This window comes from Shewanella sp. H8 (assembly GCF_040285065.1).
Classification (GTDB): domain Bacteria; phylum Pseudomonadota; class Gammaproteobacteria; order Enterobacterales; family Shewanellaceae; genus Shewanella; species Shewanella polaris.
This window is the reverse complement of sequence record NZ_CP157213.1, coordinates 902,780-921,342: the sequence shown is the minus strand read 5'-3', so window position 1 is coordinate 921,342 and position 18,563 is coordinate 902,780. Positions and strand designations below refer to the sequence as shown.

21 protein-coding genes are annotated in these 18,563 nt (G+C 41.0%); 12 read left to right on the top strand and 9 right to left on the bottom strand.

Annotated features, from left to right (window positions below):
* The first annotated feature begins 12 nt into the window (after positions 1-12).
* From ABIS04_RS04010 to ABIS04_RS03995, 4 genes are all read left to right on the top strand, one after another.
* Positions 13-360 (top strand): cupin domain-containing protein, encoded by a 348-nt coding sequence (locus tag ABIS04_RS04010; protein WP_137222629.1) that lies wholly within the window; start codon positions 13-15, stop codon positions 358-360.
* Complete coding sequence (locus ABIS04_RS04005; RefSeq protein ID WP_137222631.1) at positions 357-1,643, top strand: MFS transporter; 1,287 nt, start codon at positions 357-359, stop codon at positions 1,641-1,643. Before ABIS04_RS04010 ends, ABIS04_RS04005 begins: the two co-directional genes overlap by 4 nt.
* A 2-nt stretch (positions 1,644-1,645) precedes the next feature.
* Positions 1,646-2,587: a sugar kinase gene (locus ABIS04_RS04000; protein WP_350432686.1), complete on the top strand. Its 942-nt coding sequence runs from the start codon at positions 1,646-1,648 to the stop codon at positions 2,585-2,587.
* Positions 2,588-2,760: 173 nt separating this feature from the next.
* On the top strand, positions 2,761-3,534 hold the full coding sequence (locus tag ABIS04_RS03995; RefSeq protein WP_350432685.1) for a class I SAM-dependent methyltransferase: 774 nt from the start codon (positions 2,761-2,763) through the stop codon (positions 3,532-3,534).
* 28 nt (positions 3,535-3,562) lie between these two features.
* Here ABIS04_RS03995 and ABIS04_RS03990 read toward each other — a convergent pair whose 3' ends face one another.
* Complete coding sequence (locus ABIS04_RS03990) at positions 3,563-4,441, bottom strand: sterol desaturase family protein (protein ID WP_350432684.1); 879 nt, start codon at positions 4,439-4,441, stop codon at positions 3,563-3,565.
* A 108-nt stretch (positions 4,442-4,549) separates the two neighbouring features.
* The gene (locus ABIS04_RS03985) at positions 4,550-5,575 is read right to left on the bottom strand and encodes a DUF2804 domain-containing protein (RefSeq protein WP_175405827.1); all 1,026 of its coding nucleotides are present in this window, start codon (positions 5,573-5,575) and stop codon (positions 4,550-4,552) included.
* Positions 5,576-5,846: 271 nt separating this feature from the next.
* Here ABIS04_RS03985 and ABIS04_RS03980 point away from each other — a divergent pair, with 271 nt between their 5' ends.
* From ABIS04_RS03980 to trmH, 5 genes are all read left to right on the top strand, one after another.
* Positions 5,847-6,413 (top strand): YajG family lipoprotein, encoded by a 567-nt coding sequence (locus ABIS04_RS03980; RefSeq protein WP_137222639.1) that lies wholly within the window; start codon positions 5,847-5,849, stop codon positions 6,411-6,413.
* Positions 6,414-6,474: 61 nt separating this feature from the next.
* Positions 6,475-7,059, top strand: a complete 585-nt coding sequence (locus ABIS04_RS03975) for a peptidylprolyl isomerase (RefSeq protein ID WP_140233445.1) — start codon at positions 6,475-6,477, stop codon at positions 7,057-7,059.
* A 338-nt stretch (positions 7,060-7,397) separates the two neighbouring features.
* Positions 7,398-7,730: a hypothetical protein gene (locus tag ABIS04_RS03970; RefSeq protein ID WP_137227332.1), complete on the top strand. Its 333-nt coding sequence runs from the start codon at positions 7,398-7,400 to the stop codon at positions 7,728-7,730.
* Positions 7,731-7,857: 127 nt separating this feature from the next.
* Complete coding sequence (locus ABIS04_RS03965; protein ID WP_350432683.1) at positions 7,858-9,285, top strand: AmpG family muropeptide MFS transporter; 1,428 nt, start codon at positions 7,858-7,860, stop codon at positions 9,283-9,285.
* Between the two features lie 340 nt (positions 9,286-9,625).
* Positions 9,626-10,327, top strand: coding sequence for a tRNA (guanosine(18)-2'-O)-methyltransferase TrmH (trmH, locus tag ABIS04_RS03960; RefSeq protein WP_350432682.1), 702 nt, complete (start codon positions 9,626-9,628; stop codon positions 10,325-10,327).
* Positions 10,328-10,480: 153 nt separating this feature from the next.
* On the opposite strand, the gene ABIS04_RS03955 is transcribed toward trmH, so the two are convergent.
* Positions 10,481-10,990 (bottom strand): PaaI family thioesterase, encoded by a 510-nt coding sequence (locus ABIS04_RS03955; RefSeq protein ID WP_140233442.1) that lies wholly within the window; start codon positions 10,988-10,990, stop codon positions 10,481-10,483.
* A 336-nt stretch (positions 10,991-11,326) separates the two neighbouring features.
* Here ABIS04_RS03955 and nqrM point away from each other — a divergent pair, with 336 nt between their 5' ends.
* Positions 11,327-11,524 (top strand): (Na+)-NQR maturation NqrM, encoded by a 198-nt coding sequence (gene nqrM / locus ABIS04_RS03950; protein WP_350432681.1) that lies wholly within the window; start codon positions 11,327-11,329, stop codon positions 11,522-11,524.
* 216 nt (positions 11,525-11,740) lie between these two features.
* On the opposite strand, the gene ABIS04_RS03945 is transcribed toward nqrM, so the two are convergent.
* Positions 11,741-12,094, bottom strand: a complete 354-nt coding sequence (locus ABIS04_RS03945; RefSeq protein WP_350432680.1) for a phosphate ABC transporter substrate-binding protein — start codon at positions 12,092-12,094, stop codon at positions 11,741-11,743.
* A 94-nt stretch (positions 12,095-12,188) separates the two neighbouring features.
* Positions 12,189-12,674 (bottom strand): YajQ family cyclic di-GMP-binding protein, encoded by a 486-nt coding sequence (locus ABIS04_RS03940; protein ID WP_140233439.1) that lies wholly within the window; start codon positions 12,672-12,674, stop codon positions 12,189-12,191.
* A 341-nt stretch (positions 12,675-13,015) separates the two neighbouring features.
* Here ABIS04_RS03940 and ABIS04_RS03935 point away from each other — a divergent pair, with 341 nt between their 5' ends.
* Positions 13,016-13,372, top strand: coding sequence for a VanZ family protein (locus ABIS04_RS03935; protein ID WP_350432679.1), 357 nt, complete (start codon positions 13,016-13,018; stop codon positions 13,370-13,372).
* 28 nt (positions 13,373-13,400) lie between these two features.
* Positions 13,401-14,375, top strand: a complete 975-nt coding sequence (locus ABIS04_RS03930; RefSeq protein WP_350432678.1) for a 2-dehydropantoate 2-reductase — start codon at positions 13,401-13,403, stop codon at positions 14,373-14,375.
* A 49-nt stretch (positions 14,376-14,424) separates the two neighbouring features.
* On the opposite strand, the gene ABIS04_RS03925 is transcribed toward ABIS04_RS03930, so the two are convergent.
* The 4 genes from ABIS04_RS03925 to ABIS04_RS03910 all read right to left on the bottom strand — a co-directional run bounded on the left by ABIS04_RS03925 (position 14,425) and on the right by ABIS04_RS03910 (position 18,558).
* A complete protein-coding gene (locus ABIS04_RS03925; RefSeq protein ID WP_140233437.1) occupies positions 14,425-15,297 on the bottom strand; it encodes a DMT family transporter in 873 nt (290 codons plus the stop codon).
* A 171-nt stretch (positions 15,298-15,468) separates the two neighbouring features.
* Complete coding sequence (gene kdsA / locus ABIS04_RS03920) at positions 15,469-16,320, bottom strand: 3-deoxy-8-phosphooctulonate synthase (RefSeq protein ID WP_137222660.1); 852 nt, start codon at positions 16,318-16,320, stop codon at positions 15,469-15,471.
* Positions 16,321-16,337: 17 nt separating this feature from the next.
* Complete coding sequence (locus ABIS04_RS03915) at positions 16,338-17,585, bottom strand: DUF819 domain-containing protein (RefSeq protein WP_137222662.1); 1,248 nt, start codon at positions 17,583-17,585, stop codon at positions 16,338-16,340.
* A 184-nt stretch (positions 17,586-17,769) separates the two neighbouring features.
* Complete coding sequence (locus ABIS04_RS03910) at positions 17,770-18,558, bottom strand: tetratricopeptide repeat protein (RefSeq protein ID WP_350432677.1); 789 nt, start codon at positions 18,556-18,558, stop codon at positions 17,770-17,772.
* Positions 18,559-18,563: the final 5 nt, after the last annotated feature.

Below are 18,563 nucleotides of genomic sequence, written 5' to 3'. Positions count from 1 at the left end.
GGGAGTAAGAGCATGCAACAGAGTGAACATTTTTCGTTTGGGGATAGCACCGAAATTGAAGATATCGGTGGCGGACTGAAACGCCAAATGCTGGGGTTTAATAATGAACTCATGGCCGTGAAAATTTGGTTTGATAAAGGTGCTGAAGGTTATGTGCATGCCCATCGCCATTCACAAGTATCGTATGTGGTAGAAGGCGAGTTTCATGTCAATGTGGATGGCGTCATTAAGGTGCTGAACGCTGGAGACAGCTTCTTTGTGCCCCCTCATGTTGATCATGGTGCGGTTTGCCCAACTGGCGGCATTTTAATTGATACTTTTAGCCCTGCGCGCGAAGACTTTGTTGAGGGGTTAACATGAAAAACAGTCCATTCAAACTAAAACACTTACGTTGGCTAGTGGTTACTTTAGTGGCACTTGCTACCGTCATTAATTACATTGACCGCTCCGCCCTTGCCATTATGTGGCCAGGCATAGCCGAAGACTTAGGCTTAGATAAAAGCGATTATGCCAACATTATTACCGTGTTCATGATCTCATACGCTATTGGTCAGTCTTTATTTGGTAAAATATTTGATGCTATCGGTACTCGCTTAGGTTTTTTATTGTCAATTGTTGTGTGGTCGGTTTCAATCGCCTTGCACGCGGTTGCAGCAAGCGTAACCTCATTTGCTATTTTCAGAGCCATGCTCGGGTTAGGTGAAGCGGGTAACTGGCCTGGTGCAACCAAAGCTAATGCCGAATGGTTTCCGATTAAAGAGCGTGCATTAGCACAAGGTATTTTTAACTCTGGAGCGTCTTTAGGTTCAATTATTGCCCCACCACTTATCGCCTTTTTATATGCGTTTTTAGGTTGGCAAGCGACTTTTATTGTTGTTGGTTCGTTAGGTCTTATCTGGATTGTTCCATGGATGATTATCTATAAATCTGCACCAGATGCACATCCATGGATCACCGAAGAAGAACGCCAACATATTTTAACAGGCCAACAATGTTCAACAGAACAACATGAAGCCAAAGAATATGTACCCACCATGGGACAATTACTGCGTCACCGTCAAGCATGGGGCGTTATAGCCGCGCGCTTTTTCATCGACCCAATCTGGTGGTTATTTGTTGCTTGGCTACCACTATATTTAAATGAAAAATTTGGTTTTGATGTTAAACAAATTGGCGCATTTGCTTGGTTACCTTATGTCGGTGCTGCAATTGGTGCGTTATTTGGTGGCTGGTTTAGTGGTCATTTAATGCATCGCGGTTGGTCTGTAAATAAAGCTCGCCGTGGTGTCATAGTATTAGGCTGTATGGTGATGTTGCCATCATTACTATTAACGTCACTAGCTGCTACACCTTGGATGGCAATGGGGCTTATCGCACTTATCTTATTTGGTTTTCAAACTGCCATTGGTAACGTACAAACCTTACCGAGTGATTACTTTTCGGGTAAAACAGTGGGTACGCTAGCTGGTATTAGCGGAACCTCAGCGGTATTAAGTGTGATTATCACCATTCAATTGGTACCCATGATGACCAAAGGCGGTGACTATGGGCCATTCTTTATTTTAGGTGCTGCACTGGTCCCATTAGCGTTAATTTCACTGTGGTTAGGCGGTAAAATTCAACAAGTAAAAAGGAAATCATAACTGTGAAAAGTGTGTTTTTATTTGGTGAGTGCATGGTCGAATTGCAGCGGGTCACGGCCACCAGCTTGCGGCAATCATTTGCAGGTGATGTGTATAACACTGGGGTTTATTTGAAACGAACCTTTAGTGATATTAATACCCACCTAGTCACGGCTATTGGCCAAGACAGCTTTAGCCAGGCGATGCTACAGAGCTTTGCTGATGAGGCCATTAATACCGACATGGTATTTAAGAGCCCTGACAAAATTGCTGGGCTGTATGCTATTCAAACCGATAGTCGAGGTGAGCGTAGTTTCACATACTGGCGCAGCGATTCTGCAGCAAGACAAGTGATGCAATTTATTGACGATGCTGCCATCAGTAAGATAACTCAAGCAGATATGGTATTTTTCTCGGGCATTTCGTTAGCGGTAATCAAGCCAGAAGATAGAGATACCTTTTGGCAGTTGATCAAACAATGCAAACAAGCGGGTGTCAGTATTGTGTTTGATCCTAATTACCGCGCGAGAATGTGGCAAAATCCACAACAAGCCAAAGTCCAGTTTGATATAGCCTTTGGCTTGGCCGATGTGGCGTTACCTGGCGTTGATGACTTTGATCAGCTTTATGGCATCAACACAGTTGACGAGATTATTGCGTTTTGCCAGCCTTACGCCATTAATGAGCTCGTCATCAAGAATGGTGAAAACGGCATTAACTACGTGATTAATGATCAGCAACAACATTTTTCAATCACACCCGTGACTAACGTAGTTGACACGACATCAGCAGGTGACTCGTTTAACGGGGTATATTTAGGGGCTCGATTATCTGGTTTAGATATCAACACAGCGATTAAATTAGCCTCACATGCGGCTGGATTTGTTATTCAACATAAAGGGGCTATTGCACCAAAAATTGAATTTAATCAGTTTATTGAACGTCAAAAATCAATGATAAAATAGCGGCTAAATCGTCATACTTCATCGCTTTAAAAAAGGCTTGATAACGTTTTGTTATCAAGCCTTTTTTATTTTTGTCTTCATGGCGAGCTTGATGAGATGTTGGTATTTTAACGTCCAGCCAAGTAATATAATTAAGTCATTAACCATACCAAAACAATAAGAAAACATTGCAAATGGACTATTTAGCCATCAATAAACACGCATGGAATGAGCGAACCAAAATCCATCTCGATTCAACATTTTACGACTTAGACCCATTTATCCAAGGTCAGTCATCGTTAAACCCTATTGAACTTGAACAAGTCGGCGATGTGCACAATAAAAGCCTACTCCATTTACAATGTCACTTTGGGCAAGACAGCTTATCGTGGGCAAGGCTTGGCGCCAACGTCACGGGAGTCGACTTATCAAGCGAGTCGATTGCAACGGCAAAAAATCTGGCGGCTCAATTACATTTACCTGCCACATTCATTAATAACGACATTTATCAATTTTGTGACGACAACACCAAGCAATATGACATCGTATTCACCTCTTATGGGGTATTAGCTTGGTTACCAGACTTAAGTCGCTGGGCACAAACCATTGCAGGTGCATTACGTCCTGGCGGTGAATTTCATTTGGTTGAGTTCCACCCTTTTAATGATGTGTTGTGTGGTTATGGCTACTTCCCACAGTCACAACCCGATATAGAGGCAGAAGTCACCTACACCGAAAACCACAACGACCAAATCGAAACGGTAGTCACTTGGCCGCATCCGATAAGCGAAGTAATTAGCGCACTCATTAACGCAGGACTTAACATCGAAGCTTTTAACGAGCACCCTTACAGTCCCTATAATTGTATCGAGGGTTTGGAGTTTATAGCGGGCAAAGGTTTCCAGCTAAAATATCAAGACCACCTCATCCCACTTGTTTACTCTATTAAAGCAAGAAAATCGCGATAAATATCAGCGGTGGTCGGTTTAAGTTTGCTTAAGCATCCGTTTTAGTGGATGACTGCTGATGCGTTGAAGGTGGTACAAATAAGATCCGCAATCGCTGCCAAAGTGATAATTGTGATTTGCTCACATCACGCCACATGTCGCGCCACTCGCTAAATGTCACCACTAACGGGTTAAAACTGTTTACAGGCTTAGTAATACCGTATACCACGGTTTCATTTTCAGGCTCAAACGTACCAAACATTTTGTCCCATATAATCAACACGCCAGCATAGTTTTTGTCGATATATTGCGGATTGCGACCATGATGAACACGATGATGAGATGGAGTGTTAAAAATCCATTCCAGTGGACCTAACGACTTAATAGCTTGAGTATGTACAAAAAACTGCAACCCAAGGTTAAGTAATACGGCAAACACCACCCAATTAGGGTCAAAGCCAATTACCACCAAAGGTAACCAAAACAGCCACATTCCAGCCAGTGGATACATTAAGCTTTGTCTGAAGGCTGTGCTGAAATTCATGTTTTCAGAGCTGTGATGCACTACATGTGCCGCCCACATCCAACGAATACGATGGCTAGCGCGATGAAACCAGTAATAACAAAAGTCTTGAGCAATGAGCAATAAACCAAAAGTGAATAATGTCATTTCGATATCAAATAAACGCCAGCCAAAAAAGTGTAAATAGATCTTCGCAATAAATAAACCCGCGATAATATCCGCAACTTGATGCATGCCAGCCAATACAAAATTGCACAACACTTCAGCGGGACGATATTGCGCATTGCAGGGCAAGCGCTGAGCGCGAACACCAAACCACCATTCCAATAAAATGCAGCCGAAAAATATCGGCGCTAACACCAGTAATAACCACTCAGGATGAGCAATCAATAAATCCATGTCCATATTGTTATCCATTTCTATTTATTATTATTTTCAGCTACGGGTTTGACTCAGTGAATGCCATATCCCCTAATAAAGCCTACGTTTAACAGAACATATTTTTAATATTTATTACCACTTAGCAAAATGGTCCTCAGTTAACCCTAATTGGTTTGTTAAGCGATATTGATTGCCATTGTTATCACAAATCACCCCGCTGAAATGGCCAATATATTGTCTAAAATTGTTTTTTAACCAGATTAAATTGAGCTTTTCGCTGCGTTGATTTAACGGTCTAAAATGCAAATCAACTTGACCATCATTGGTAGTGATATGCCATACATCCTGCTGTGAGCATCGATTAAAATCAAATTGCGCAGCGCCCAATAAGTGGCGCCCACCATTTATCCACATTACATTTTCAGTTTGACCCGTTTCGTTAACGCCGGCGGCTAAATTCAGCCCAATAACACCATCGTCGGTTTGGGCATTAATTGAAGCCCAACGCCAACTGGTTTCGCGACGCATAAACCCGGCCGAAAAGTCATAACCTGCCAGCGCATGATTTAAGGGCTGTGGTTCATGACGAATGGTTAGTTGCCCTGTTACGGCTAAACCATTGTGCTTTTGAGTATAAGTCCAACCGTTATAACCTGTGGGCGTACACAAACTTATAGGTAAACTCAGCGGTGCAGGTTGAATGCGTAAATTGGCTTGTATATCGGCAAGGTTGATATCGACCTGCCATTGTCCATCGACAATATCGATAACAATACCTTTGTGTTTACGGCCGATTTCAGCGCGCCCATGCTTAGGAGAGTCGCTTAACTTACAACCAAGCCCTAATGGGGTTAACCATTGTGTCTGGGTCAGCTTATTGGCTTTGATGTCATAAAGATAACAAAAGCCATTAGCGACATAACGAATATCGGCAATCGCGACTGCCACAATATAATGAGGGGTAATAATGCTAACAAACTGGAACTGTTTAAAATTAAAATACTTAGCCAGTTTCGATGCGGGTTTATCCATTACCGTAGAATAAGCAAATTGATCCACATTGAGTGAATCAATAATCCCATCAAATAGGCCAAACACTGGTTGGCCATTGGCATTGATCAATTTATCTGGAGCCAGTTGTGGCTGTTTATGTTGCATGACATTACCTACATCACATTGTTTATTTGACTTAAGTTGTATCGCACTAACCTGAATTGATCCGACATTAATGTCAATAACCAACACACATTGTTGCTATATTGCTCAATTGAGAGCAGTACCTTTAATGAGATATTAATGATTTTGCCACCCTTCGCCATTGAGAGGCGCATAACTCAAGTTATGTTTTAGCAACATAACTTTAGGGATGCTGGAAACCCAGACAAATTCTGTTATTATTTATCCACCTATTGCTCGTTATTGTTGTCTCATGAAGTTATTGATCCCTATTTTACTGTCTACATTATTGCTTACGGCTTGTGCGAGTTATGAGCCGACTCATATTGGTCTCAACCCTGCACTGGGCCCTGTTCAGTTACAAACTGAAACCAATTTCCCTGTAATGGTCGAGACCATTGATACCCGCGAAGCAAGCTTTGTAGTGCGTTTTAATGAAGAAGGCAAAGCGCCTAAACTAGTCAGTGCCAGCGAACCTATTCGTCAACAACTGGACACACTGTTCCGTAATGGGATGAGCAAAGCGGGTTATGTAATAGACCCTGCTGCACCTAATTCAGTACAGTTTCAGTTACATTATTTGTTGGCCGACGTAACAGATTCGACATTCAGTTTTGAATCAAAAACACGTTTAGTTATCAATGTATTGGCTAAAAACTCACAGCAAGAGTTTACTAAAACATATAATGCTAACGGCTATTTAAAAGGCCCATTAAGCCCAGATTTTGCCACGCTTGAATTAGATATCACCAAGTTGGTTGATAAACTCACCACCGAAATTATTAACGATGAAGAGTTACACCAATTTATTCAGCGTTAAGCCCAACTGACGTTATTAGGTATTGGCATCAAACGATGCCAATAAAGAAGGACTGCATATTATGTTGAAAAGGTTCGCCACCTGCCTATTGTTATTGACCAGCTTGGGCACCAATGCCGCGGTCGATATTCAAGAAGACACCTTGTATCCACAAGTAGAGTTTGACACCTCAATGGGGAAAATTGTGGTTGAGTTAGATCGCACTCGTGCACCCCTTACCGTAGATAACTTTTTAACTTATGTGGTTAAAGGTGAATATGACAACACCATTTTCCATCGTGTGATTGCCGAGTTTGTGGTCCAAGGTGGTGGGTTAACCTCTAAACTAGAAGAGCGCCCGTCACTTGCTCCCATAGTGAATGAATCCGGAAATGGTTTATCTAACTCTCTGGGAACAATTGCAATGGCTCGAGATAATGCTCCCCATTCAGCAACACGTCAGTTTTTCTTTAATGTTGGTGACAATAAGAAATTAGATCCTTCTAAACGACGTTGGGGCTATGCCGTTTTTGGTGAAGTCACTCAAGGTATGGAGGTATTAGAAGCAATTTCATTGGTACCGACTGAACATAACGAAACCTTAAACTGGCCCGATTTTCCGGTTAATACCGTCATGCTGAAAAAAGCCACTTTATTGCCTCGCTAATCTCACATTATTTGTCTATGACTACCGATGACCATCACATCGGTAGTCATGCCATCAGTCTTCATTTCTGATCAATGTCCATCAGCAGAGATCGTCTTCCTTATCGTTAACCGATACGTTTTTTTCAATCATTAACAACAGCAATTAATTGTTACCCTATACATACTTACTAGCTAACAAATCAACTAAGTAGTACTTTAGGTTGACAAAATAACTGTTTTTTTTCACGCTTACCGCTTCAAGTGTGTAATTAACGTCTATACTCTATTTTACATACCCACTTAGTTAGCTGCGCAATTCTTGGCAACCACATTTCAAATACTCAGGACGCACTTATGATCTCGGCTAATGATTTTATTGAAACTAAAGCCCCACAACTTGCCTATTTCGGTAAAGCTTTTTTAGAAAATCAATTAGATTACAAAGAAATACAGCTGTATATGTGGGATGTATTAGAAGAATGGCAATTTATATCAAACAACCCTAATCAACTAACAGAACAACTTAGCGATACAGAAAAAGTGTTTTGGCACTTATTGTACTGTTTTGATCATTGGTCTGGTTGGACAATTAAAGGCAATCAATACTTACGTCAACAAGTTCATGATTGCTGCGATTACATTAATATTGGCGGTAATGTGCCACAAAGCTGTATAGGTATCAGACCTTAAAACTATCAGCTGAATTTAGGTCTAATTGCTATTTAACCTCAAACTGACTGAATAATCTTTTAGAATGGCTTGAACCAAAACCCCTTGCAACATAAGCTAGAGCCATTCTCCATTATCCAGTTGTCTTATGTCGGTTTTTTTATCTCGAACCCGTGAAGCCTTATCGGTTTACTACCATAAACGAGTATTCATTCTACTCTTACTAGGCTTTTCTGCCGGTTTACCATTAATGCTGGTTTTTTCTACCCTCAGCTTTTGGTTGCGTGAAGCCGGTGTCGACCGAGCCGCTATTGGTTATTTTAGCTGGATAGCACTGACTTATGCTTTTAAATGGGCATGGTCTCCCCTCGTCGACCGTATGTCACTCCCTTTGTTCACCCGTTTTTTAGGCCGACGACGCGGCTGGATGCTGTTTGCACAACTATGCTTAGTCGGCGCAATACTCGGTATGTCAGTAAGTGATCCTGTGGTTAATCTTGAGCGTTTAGCAGTATGCGCATTATTGTTAGCCTTTGCATCTGCCACTCAAGATATTGTTATTGATGCTTTCAGGATTGAATCCGCCCCAGAAAAAATGCAAGCAGCCCTTGCCGCTGCTTACCAAGTCGGTTATCGCAGTGCGATGATCATTGCCACTGCGGGTGCGTTAACCATCGCAGCTTGGGTATCTCCAGGTGATGATGCTTACAATTTAGAAGCTTGGCAGACCGCCTACTTTGCTATGGCCATGCTAATGGGTGTCGGTATTATTACCACGTTATGCAGTAAAGAACCCCAAGTAGATACCAAATATGCTGACGATAAAGAACGCCTATTAAGAGCCGAGTTTGCAGCCAAATACCCAGTTAAAGTCGCGGGGGCATTAGCCTGGTTATACAGCGCTAGTGTATTACCTTTTATTGACTTTTTTAGGCGCCATGGCAAAAGTGCGATTCTCATTTTGTTGTTAATATCGTGCTATCGTATCTCTGATATTGTCATGGGCATTATGGCGAATGTGTTTTACGTCGACATCGGTTTTAGTAAAGAGGAAATCGCTTTTATCAGTAAAGTCTATGGTTTGATCATGACCTTAGTCGGTGCCGCTTTTGGTGGGGTATTAATCATGCGCTATGGCACCATGAAGATTCTGTTCTTGGGAGCATTGTTAGTTGCAGTCACTAACTTGCTGTTCGCTTGGCAAGCGTATATTGGTTATAACGTGCCGTTTTTAACCTTAGCTATATCAGTGGACAATTTTAGTGCAGGCATTGCGACTGCGGCGTTTATTGCTTATTTGTCCAGCTTAACCAGTAGTGGTTACAGCGCCACACAATATGCGTTATTGTCGTCGATTATGTTGTTGTTCCCTAAGTTTATTGCTGGATTTTCAGGCTTGTACGTAGATGCTTTTGGTTATATCAACTTCTTTATTGCTGCCAGTTTGATTGGCTTTCCGGTGTTGTTATTAGTGGTGCTGGTGAATCGATCTCAAAATCAAGTGATTGCTGCCGATGCGGCTTCAACAGAGCGATCGATTGATGTGTCGACTGATGTAGGTAAACCACCGCTTTAGTTGTTTATGTTCCAAACTCCGTTTGGATTTCACCGACACCAACATGTTATCTTCGTTTTTCTATAGTGATAACAGTAGTAATATTGACAATATCAAAGGTACATTACCGATTAAAAGTGGCCAGAGGAATAACAGTAGCATAGCCATAAACGGCTGCAAAACTAATGTCAGAAGGTTAAATACTTCTATATTTTTCTTGTCGCGATCCATGACGTGTTTGCCTTTTAACACCCGTAATAATCACCTGCTATCGATATTAATTGCTTTACTGCGCATTAGATGATTTTCGGTTGAAAGCTAACATTAAAATAAATTGAATAACATTAAGTAGAATTATTCCATGAGCCCAGAACGTTTTGCCCGTATAAATCAGATGCTTGATAACCGCCAAGTCGACTTAACGGTTTGCCTTGATAAAGTGCATATGACCAATAATATTGCAGCGGTTATTCGCTCGGCAGATTGCGTGGGCATTCATGAAATTCATGCAGTGTGGCCCGATATCGATATGAGGGTATCTGGTAATACGGCGTCAGGGAGCCAGCAATGGGTTAATACTGTTAAGCACTACACGTTTGAAGAAGCTCACCAAGCCTTTAAAAAACAAAAAATGCAGATATTAACCACAACCTTTTCAGACTCTGCGGTCGATTTTCGCGAGATTGATTACACTCAACCCACCGCCATAGTAATGGGCAATGAACGTGACGGAGTTAGCGCAGAAGCAATAGCGGCTGCTGATCAACATATCATCATCCCTATGCGAGGTATGGTGCAATCACTCAATGTATCCGTAGCGGCTGCGTTAGTCATGTATGAGGCTCAACGCCAACGCGAAATGGCCAATATGTACGGAACGCGTAAACTTGATAGCGCCTACTGCCAAACAATGCTATTTGAACATGGGCACCCCATATACGCCAAAGCTTGCCGCCGCAAACAAATCCCTTACCCTGCAATAGATGATCAAGGGCAAATAGTTGCCGACAAGCAATGGTGGGATCGAATGCGAGCACCAGATCCACAAACGTCAATGGCCTAGCATCTCAACCACAAACCGAATAAAGTGTTCCGTAGTGCATTAAAGTAACTGATAAACAACACCTTGTAATCAATACTTATGTTAACAACTATTATGCCAGTCGATATCTACCCCATGGACAATTTTTGGGAGTACCTACGGGTATTTAAAGCACTATGAAACATTTATCTTTTTGCCAAATCCCTTTGTCATAAAGCGTGCACTGCTTTTAACCATCAGTTTGCCTTGCACATACAGCTCCCCCGAAACCTTATATAAAGGGGGGCGAGCAGATGTTATCTCACCTTTAATTAAAATCTCACTATTTACCGGTACTTCATGCAAATAGCGAATACTCATATCCGCAGTAACCGCTTCAATTTTTTGTTGAAACAGCGCCTGACACATTCCGCTATCCAGTAACGCAGATAAAAATCCACCGTGCAAAATACCTTGATAACCTTGATGGTGAATAGTGCCTTTGGCTCTGGCCCACACGAGTTGATCGGTACCGCTATAAAAATGCAAATGCAACCCCAATAAGGGTTGTGTACCACATAACATACAATGTTGATGACTTGATTGCTTCTCAACCGCTTGCAAAGAGTCGAGGGTTATATTGGGGTAAAAAAACGTTAAGTCTTCAAATAGTAATGTTTTTTCAGGTTTATCTTGGTGATTCATATTTATTCTCAACGATATAAAACGCAAACACTTATTGGCATATGCTAATAAGTGTTTTAGAGTATCACATCAATATCGATTTGAGTATTTAATGAGTCTAAAAATAAATCATCTTATTTATACTCACTAGGTCTGCAACCATTCAAGATGAACTGTGCCAGTTGAGCGTTGCGACTTTTGATCAATATGCGGGGGTTTATCTCAACAAGGTACTGCTAAAAAGTTAGACGTCTATAACAGTATGATTTTTCAGCGATAGCAATTTAACGCTAAAGAAACCTCACATGCTTATCAAAGTAAACACCGAAACATCAAGGGTATCAAAAGGGGAAAATAATGACTTTTATTATCACATTTTTAATATTTATCGTGTTTTTTGCCGCGATGGCAATTGGGTTGTTTTTGGGTAGAAAGCCCATTCAAGGCAGTTGTGCCGGATTGGCGAATATAGGAATAGAGAAAAGCTGTGATTGTGAAGTCACCTGTGAAGAGCATAGAATAATATATCAAATACAAGAACCAGCTAAAAAATGAATCCATCTCAGTTGTCATTCATTAAGCCTCACGCCATAAGCCCATAAAATGATAAACGATTCCTGATACATTAGGTGTTTATACACTATCGAATATAATGACTATTTACAGTTGACGACGATAACGAGTTAGAAACGATAATGGGTCATTACTTACCAAATCCTTTAACGATTTATTGAGTAAGAAATGACCCAACGCGATGCTTTTAAAGTGAAACTAAGGTTGGTAAATAACCTTTCGTTGATCTGTTACTTCTGCTGAATCAACATAACCGATAACAGCAGTATTTGCTGTTATTTCAGCGATAACAGCAGCTGCAGAGCCAACTTCTTTAGGTGGATTGCCTTTTCCTCGAAAAACTAATTGAGACCAGTAAGCTTGTAGTTGAGAGCTGGTTTTTCCGGTAACTTTACTGTGAAACGCATCTCGAATAGCTGAACCATCTGGATATTCAACCACAATCGGTTTAGTACCATTTGATAACTTTTTTAGTTTACCTAAAAATAATTTCTTAGTATCAGTTGTCGACACCCAATAAACATCTGTTCTTCCCCTAAATCTATCAGCCAACTTGTTTTATCACCAACAAAAAAGCCGATAAGGAAACTTATCGGTTTTGTTATATCTGCAGGACTTATTCAGTGCAATATTCGTTACTTCAGGATTAGTCTCTGAAGTTGTTGAACTGGAATGGTTGACCAAGTTCTGACTCTTTGGCTAAACGCATGACTGCTTGTAGGTCATCGCGTTTTTTACCCGTAATACGTACTGAGTCACCTTGAATTGCAGCTTGTACTTTAAGCTTGCTGTCTTTGATGGCCTTGACTAGCTTTTTGGCAATCAGTGATTCAATGCCTTGCTTGAAGTTAACTTTTAAACTAAAAGTTTTACCGCTGTGAACCGCTTTGTCATCTACTTCCATTGATGATGGATCAACGTTACGCTTACTCAGCTGTATTCGCAAAATATCGACCAGCTGCTTACAAATGAAATCATCTTCAGATTTTAAGGTGACGACATTGTCTTTCAAATCAATCTCGATCTCTTTGCCACGAAAATCAAAACGTCCAGCAACTTCACGACGAGAGTTTTCTACCGCGTTACGTAATTCTTCTTCATCAACTTCTGACACTATATCCATAGAAGGCATGTTGCTTTCCTCTTTGATTCATCGCACATTTATATCAGGCTATTTTACACTAGCAACCATTATCGGGATAGTGGAGTACAACTTAGGTTTCTGCGGTAATTGTTTTTTATAACAAATATCGTATTTATTAACAAAAAATCATTAATGAGCTATTTTTAATCATTTTAGCGCTAAAAAGCTCATTTATATTGAGTTTAATGGTTAAGAATTTCTCATTAATAACAGTAAAAATAGCCTTTGTTAGACAATAATGACTTTCAATAGCGGTTTATTAGTGACAATTTTGAACAGGTTTCTTATTATTAGCACTATTCCCGTTTCAAAAGGCTAATGTAACGCTCGTGATCACTTATAAAAATATTTTTAAACTTGCGTTGGTTGTTGCCGTCATTGTGACTAGCTATTTGGTTTTTTCTAAACCAAGTTATCCACAAACTTTCGCTAACATGGATAAAGTTGGCCATTTAGGCAGTTTTTTTGCCCTTTCATTTCTGGCACATTATGCCTTTAAACCACGTTGGTATTTTTTATGTACCTCTTTAGCGGCCTACGCAGTATTAATTGAATTGATTCAATCTCGTTTACCTTACCGTAGCGCATCAGTTGCCGATGTAGCTGCCGACTTTGCGGGGATTGCACTGTTTTATTTACTGCATTTTTCAATTCAAAAATACCGTAAATTAAAAGCAAGCAGCTAATAAACAACTTTCAATAAGGCCTGCACCGATGGCAATGACATCAATAGTCCAATCGTTAAAGCAAACCAATATCGCACCTATTGCAATATTAGGCGCGGGTGCCATTGGCCAGTTGATGTATCACAAACTCAGTATTAACACCCAAGAGCCTCACACAAACGATGTGGTATTTATTGGTCGAGACAAGCAAACCGCTCTACAACAGTTGTCTTTTATTGACCTTAAGCAGCAACCCCATGAAACACTCGCAACTATATTGGGTACTGATGATAAACGCTTAGCACAAGTTGAGCTGTTGTTAGTGTGTGTTAAAGCCTATCAAGTCGAGCAAGCACTTATCCCTTTATTAGCAAAACTATCTCCTCAATGTCATATCGTATTACTCCATAACGGTTTAGGGCCGCACTTGCCTGTTGCTGCTGCATTAGCAAAATACCCCGAAAAAGGATTAAGCTTAGGCACTACTTCACAAGCAGCGTTGAAGCTAAATCAGTGGCAAGTAAAACACAGCGGGGTTGGCGTGACTCAACTAGGGCATTTCTGTGGTTCTATTATGTCGAAAGAATTAACTGCACGCCTAACTGCGCTTCAAAGTGACAATCAAACCATTGAGTGGCATCAACCAGTACTACCAGTGCTATGGCAAAAGCTGGCCATTAATGCAGTGGTAAACCCGTTAACCGCGTTAAATCAATGTGCCAATGGCCAATTAGCAGCAACAGAATATCAATCACAGATCAGTGCCATTATCGATGAACTTGTACAAGTGGCCAAATGTGATGGCATAACATTAGATAAGGCTGTAATCAGCGCGAGGGTTTATCAGGTTATTGAATTAACATCGGCAAACTTTTCATCTATGTATCAAGATGTGGCCCAAAACAGACTGACTGAAATTAATGAGATAAATGGCTATATTTGCCAGCAAGCCAAAGCACATCACCTTAAAGTGCCCAATAATCAGGAGCTCGTCGACAAGGTTCTACAACTGAGTCAATCTTAAATGCGATGCTGCCATTTGCATCAATTCGACTTATCTCTACTATCGTGAATTAGCTCCACATCACTAAAACAGCTGCTATGGCAATTAACACTAAGCCGGCTACATCATTAATTTTCACTTTATCTTTAAGCCAAAATACTGCAATCATTAGTGTGAAAAATATTTCGATCTGGCCTAATGTTTTGACATAAGGCACAGCTTGCAACGACATAGCACTGAACCAACCGATTGAACCGATACAACTGGTGACACTGATCGCCAATGTTAATTTAGGTCGTTGCCACAAGGCTGTTAACGTCGATTTATCTTTAGCCAATAGGTAGCCAATTAGCACTATCGTTTGTAATCCTATCACCCAAAGCAATACCCATGCTGCACGATGTGTAAATGGCCCTTGCAGGGTTAAACTGGCTTCGCGCACCCATAGCGATGTCAACGCAAAGGAACTGCCACATGCAAGGCCTAACAATACCGTTTTAAGGGACAAATGTTTAAAGCCTTGTTTACTGCTGAGCAACATCACTGCTATACCACCCACAGTAACGCCAATCCAACCAAGTACGGATAATTGAGTGCCGAAAAATAACACGCCAAGAATGGCAGCGACTAACGCTTCGCTTTTGGCAAGCCCTGCACCTATGGCGTAGTTTTGCATTTTAAACAGTTTAACCATTAAACCTGTTGCCAGAATTTGCATTGATGCAGCGCCAATAACAAATCCCAAAAAAGCGCCGCTAAAATTTGGCAATGCAGTGGGTTGAAACTGATGAAGTCCATATAGATAACAAGCAGCAATTGGTCCCGCCCAAATAAATCGAGCTAAGGTAACGCCTGCAACACTAACTTCTTTACTGAGTTTGCTTTGAAATGCATTGCGCCACGCCTGCATAAATGCGGCGAGAAAGGTAAATAGAATCCACATCGTTTAATCCCAACTACTAAAAAGCCCTGAAACTTTGTAAAAAGTCAGGGCTTATACAAGGACAATTAGCTTATATTGTCAGCTAGATGAAAGACACAAATAATGGCTAAATTGATTAGAACTCACTGTGCACTAATTGGTACTAATAAGCACTAAGTGCACTCCAGCTAATTACTTGCTGGTATCGATAAACTCAAATGACTTAACCAAATCATCAACTGCTTTCATCTGCGTTAGGTATTTCTCTAATAAATGCAGCGGTAGTGCGCATGGACCGTCACATTTTGCATTGTCAGGATCTGGATGAGCTTCAATAAACAAGCCCGCTAACCCTAATGCCATACCACTTCTTGCTAGTTCAGTTGCCTGCGCACGACGTCCGCCAGCAGAATCTGCACGTCCACCAGGGCGTTGCAGTGCATGAGTCGCATCAAAGATCACTGGATAACCTGTTTGCTTCATTTCATCCATGCCTAACATGTCAACAACTAGGTTGTTATAACCAAAGCTACTGCCGCGTTCACATAAAATAATGTTGTCATTACCGGCTTCGTTAAACTTGGTAATAATGTGGCGCATTTCGTGCGGCGCTAAAAACTGTGGTTTTTTCACGTTAATAACTGCGCCAGTTTTTGCCATAGCGACAACAAGATCAGTTTGACGAGCTAAGAATGCAGGTAATTGAATAATATCGACTACTTCAGCAACAGGTGCACACTGTTCGATCTCGTGTACATCGGTAATCATAGGCACATTAAAGGTTGATTTTATTTCTTCAAAAATACGTAAACCTTCTTCCATACCTGGACCTCGGTATGAATTAATCGATGAACGATTGGCTTTATCAAAAGAGGCTTTGAATACATAGGGGATACCCAATTTTTGGGTCACTTCTACATAATGTTCTGCAATTGACATAGCCAAATCACGCGACTCAAGTACGTTCATACCACCAAATAACACAAACGGTTTATCGTTGCCTACTTGAACATTATTAGATAACTGAATAATTTTTTGATCCATTTGATCCTCTTAGCGCATTACGCTGCGACAACTTGTAATAACTGACCACATAGCCAAGCCATGTAAGTACCTAATGCATAACCGAATACTGCTAATAACACCCCGACAGGTGCTAATGCGGGGTGGAATGCTGCGGCCACAACAGGGGCCGATGCGGCTCCGCCAACGTTTGCCTGACTGCCAACTGCCATATAAAACAATGGCGCTTTAATGAGTTTAGCAACCAATAGCATTAATCCTGCGTGAATTAACATCCACACAATGCCTATTAGGAAATAAATGGGTGTATCCATTATTTTAGACACGTCCATATGTAAGCCAATGGTCGCGACTAAAATATATAAAAATGCTGAAGCAACTTTAGAAGCGCCTGCCGCTTCTAAATGGCGAACAGGGCTAAACGATAGGCCTAAACCAACGGTAGTAACAATCACCACTAACCAAAAGAACTTTGAGGTTAAACTGTAATCTTCAGTCCATGGATAATTAGCTTCAAAGAAAGGGCCCAAGAAATCTGCGGCAAAATGCGCAAAACCTGTCACCCCAAAACCAATGGCCACAATCATCATGATGTCGCGAAGTGAAGGAATACGTGAATTTTCAGCGTGATATTTTTCCACTTTCTTTTTTAACGCTTCAATCGCGGTCGTGTCAGCGCCAGTTCTCGCATCAATCTCTTTGGCTTTCGAGGCCATAAATAGCAGTACCGCCATCCAGATATTGGCCACGATAACGTCAACAGTCACCATCACCGAGAATATTTCGCCGCCGACAGAATAAATCTCTTTCATTGCGGCTTGGTTGGCACCACCACCAATCCAACTACCTGCTAAGGTTGTCATTCCGCGCCAAACAGCATCGGGACCATTACCGCCTAGTAGTGATGGATCAATTATCGACACGGCCAATAATGCAATCGGTCCACCAATGACAATCCCTAAGGTACCCGTTAAAAACATAATGACGGCCTTAGGGCCTAAGGCAAGGATCGCTTTTAAATCAACACTAAGGATCAGTAAAACTAAACACGCTGGCAGTAAATAACGCGATGCGACAAAATACAATTTGGATGTATTACCATCAACTATGCCAAAGGTATTTAATAATGAAGGTAGAAAATAACAGAGTAATAATGCTGGAATATATTTATAGAATTTTTGCCAAAAAGGATGAGCCGATGAATTAGTGTAAAAAACGAAACCTAGAATAACGGCGAGTATACCCAGTGCGGTAGCATCATTGGTCACCATTGCTGATGTTGTCATGCAGTGTTCTCCCTTACAGTTACATTATATTTTTAGTTATTATTGTTAATGCGAAAATCAAGTATTGCTCAATTCGCATAGTGCTGCAGTTAAATGCTGTCAAAATGAGCTGACTAATGCCCTATTTGCGAATAAAGCTGCTTTGAATTATCAAAGCAGCCTAAGCCACTGACTCATCAAAAGATTAATGATAAACCTGCGTATGTTGACTGAGTTCCTTTAATTGAATCTTAACCAGCTCAATCACCGGATCATGCGGACTCAAATCGATGAAGTGTTGCAAATCAGACATGGCCACCTTAATACAACCTAATTGTTGAGCAATAAATGCCCGTTCACGATTAAGATGCACGTCGTCAGGATGCCATTGTAATAATAAATTACAGCATTCCATTGCTTGTTCAAATTTATGACTGACAATACAACCTGCTTTTAGCTCATGTATCATGCGACTAATTAAACGCTTTAGCGTAGCCGTTTTAAGATGGCTGGGTTTTAATTTTGCAGCGTTACCCAACTCACCGCGTACTAATGCATGCAGTTGATGGCGGTTAAGCTCTTGACCAGTTAATGGATCATGGTATTTAACCACATCACTTATTTGGCTTTTAAGAACCGTGTTGCCGGGTAATAAAACCGCCTCAAGCGATAAATCGAGTTGCTTTGCCAGTAGAATCAATAATATTGATAAGGTGGTGCTATTACCTTGACGCTTTAACACGCAATAGCTTAGATCTGCCGCCTCAACACTAAAATAGTCATCTCGAGCACAAAAGCCTAAATCTTTATAAAACCAGTTAAACAGACCCTCAAGCCTTGCTTGCTGGTCAACTACGTAGTGACTCAATACTGAACCGGCCATTTCATACCACGCCCACATAGCAGGTTTGGATACTGAAAAGCCTAGGTGTTCAGTGAGTTCGAATGCAGTTTCTGGAATAGAAACTGCATCATTAAGAAGATATTTTGCCATTAAAA

What these genes read in the sequence shown, in the direction of transcription:
- ABIS04_RS04010 (WP_137222629.1), top strand. Translation starts at nt 13, where the DNA reads ATGCAACAGAGTGAACATTTTTCGTTTGGGGATAGCACCGAAATTGAA.
- ABIS04_RS04005 (WP_137222631.1), top strand. Translation starts at nt 357, where the DNA reads ATGAAAAACAGTCCATTCAAACTAAAACACTTACGTTGGCTAGTGGTT.
- ABIS04_RS03995 (WP_350432685.1), top strand. Translation starts at nt 2,761, where the DNA reads ATGGACTATTTAGCCATCAATAAACACGCATGGAATGAGCGAACCAAA.
- ABIS04_RS03990 (WP_350432684.1), bottom strand. Translation starts at nt 4,441, where the DNA reads ATGGACATGGATTTATTGATTGCTCATCCTGAGTGGTTATTACTGGTG.
- ABIS04_RS03985 (WP_175405827.1), bottom strand. Translation starts at nt 5,575, where the DNA reads ATGCAACATAAACAGCCACAACTGGCTCCAGATAAATTGATCAATGCC.
- ABIS04_RS03980 (WP_137222639.1), top strand. Translation starts at nt 5,847, where the DNA reads ATGAAGTTATTGATCCCTATTTTACTGTCTACATTATTGCTTACGGCT.
- ABIS04_RS03975 (WP_140233445.1), top strand. Translation starts at nt 6,475, where the DNA reads ATGTTGAAAAGGTTCGCCACCTGCCTATTGTTATTGACCAGCTTGGGC.
- ABIS04_RS03965 (WP_350432683.1), top strand. Translation starts at nt 7,858, where the DNA reads ATGTCGGTTTTTTTATCTCGAACCCGTGAAGCCTTATCGGTTTACTAC.
- trmH (WP_350432682.1), top strand. Translation starts at nt 9,626, where the DNA reads ATGAGCCCAGAACGTTTTGCCCGTATAAATCAGATGCTTGATAACCGC.
- ABIS04_RS03955 (WP_140233442.1), bottom strand. Translation starts at nt 10,990, where the DNA reads ATGAATCACCAAGATAAACCTGAAAAAACATTACTATTTGAAGACTTA.
- nqrM (WP_350432681.1), top strand. Translation starts at nt 11,327, where the DNA reads ATGACTTTTATTATCACATTTTTAATATTTATCGTGTTTTTTGCCGCG.
- ABIS04_RS03940 (WP_140233439.1), bottom strand. Translation starts at nt 12,674, where the DNA reads ATGCCTTCTATGGATATAGTGTCAGAAGTTGATGAAGAAGAATTACGT.
- ABIS04_RS03930 (WP_350432678.1), top strand. Translation starts at nt 13,401, where the DNA reads ATGGCAATGACATCAATAGTCCAATCGTTAAAGCAAACCAATATCGCA.
- ABIS04_RS03925 (WP_140233437.1), bottom strand. Translation starts at nt 15,297, where the DNA reads ATGTGGATTCTATTTACCTTTCTCGCCGCATTTATGCAGGCGTGGCGC.
- kdsA (WP_137222660.1), bottom strand. Translation starts at nt 16,320, where the DNA reads ATGGATCAAAAAATTATTCAGTTATCTAATAATGTTCAAGTAGGCAAC.
- ABIS04_RS03915 (WP_137222662.1), bottom strand. Translation starts at nt 17,585, where the DNA reads ATGACAACATCAGCAATGGTGACCAATGATGCTACCGCACTGGGTATA.
- ABIS04_RS03910 (WP_350432677.1), bottom strand. Translation starts at nt 18,558, where the DNA reads ATGGCAAAATATCTTCTTAATGATGCAGTTTCTATTCCAGAAACTGCA.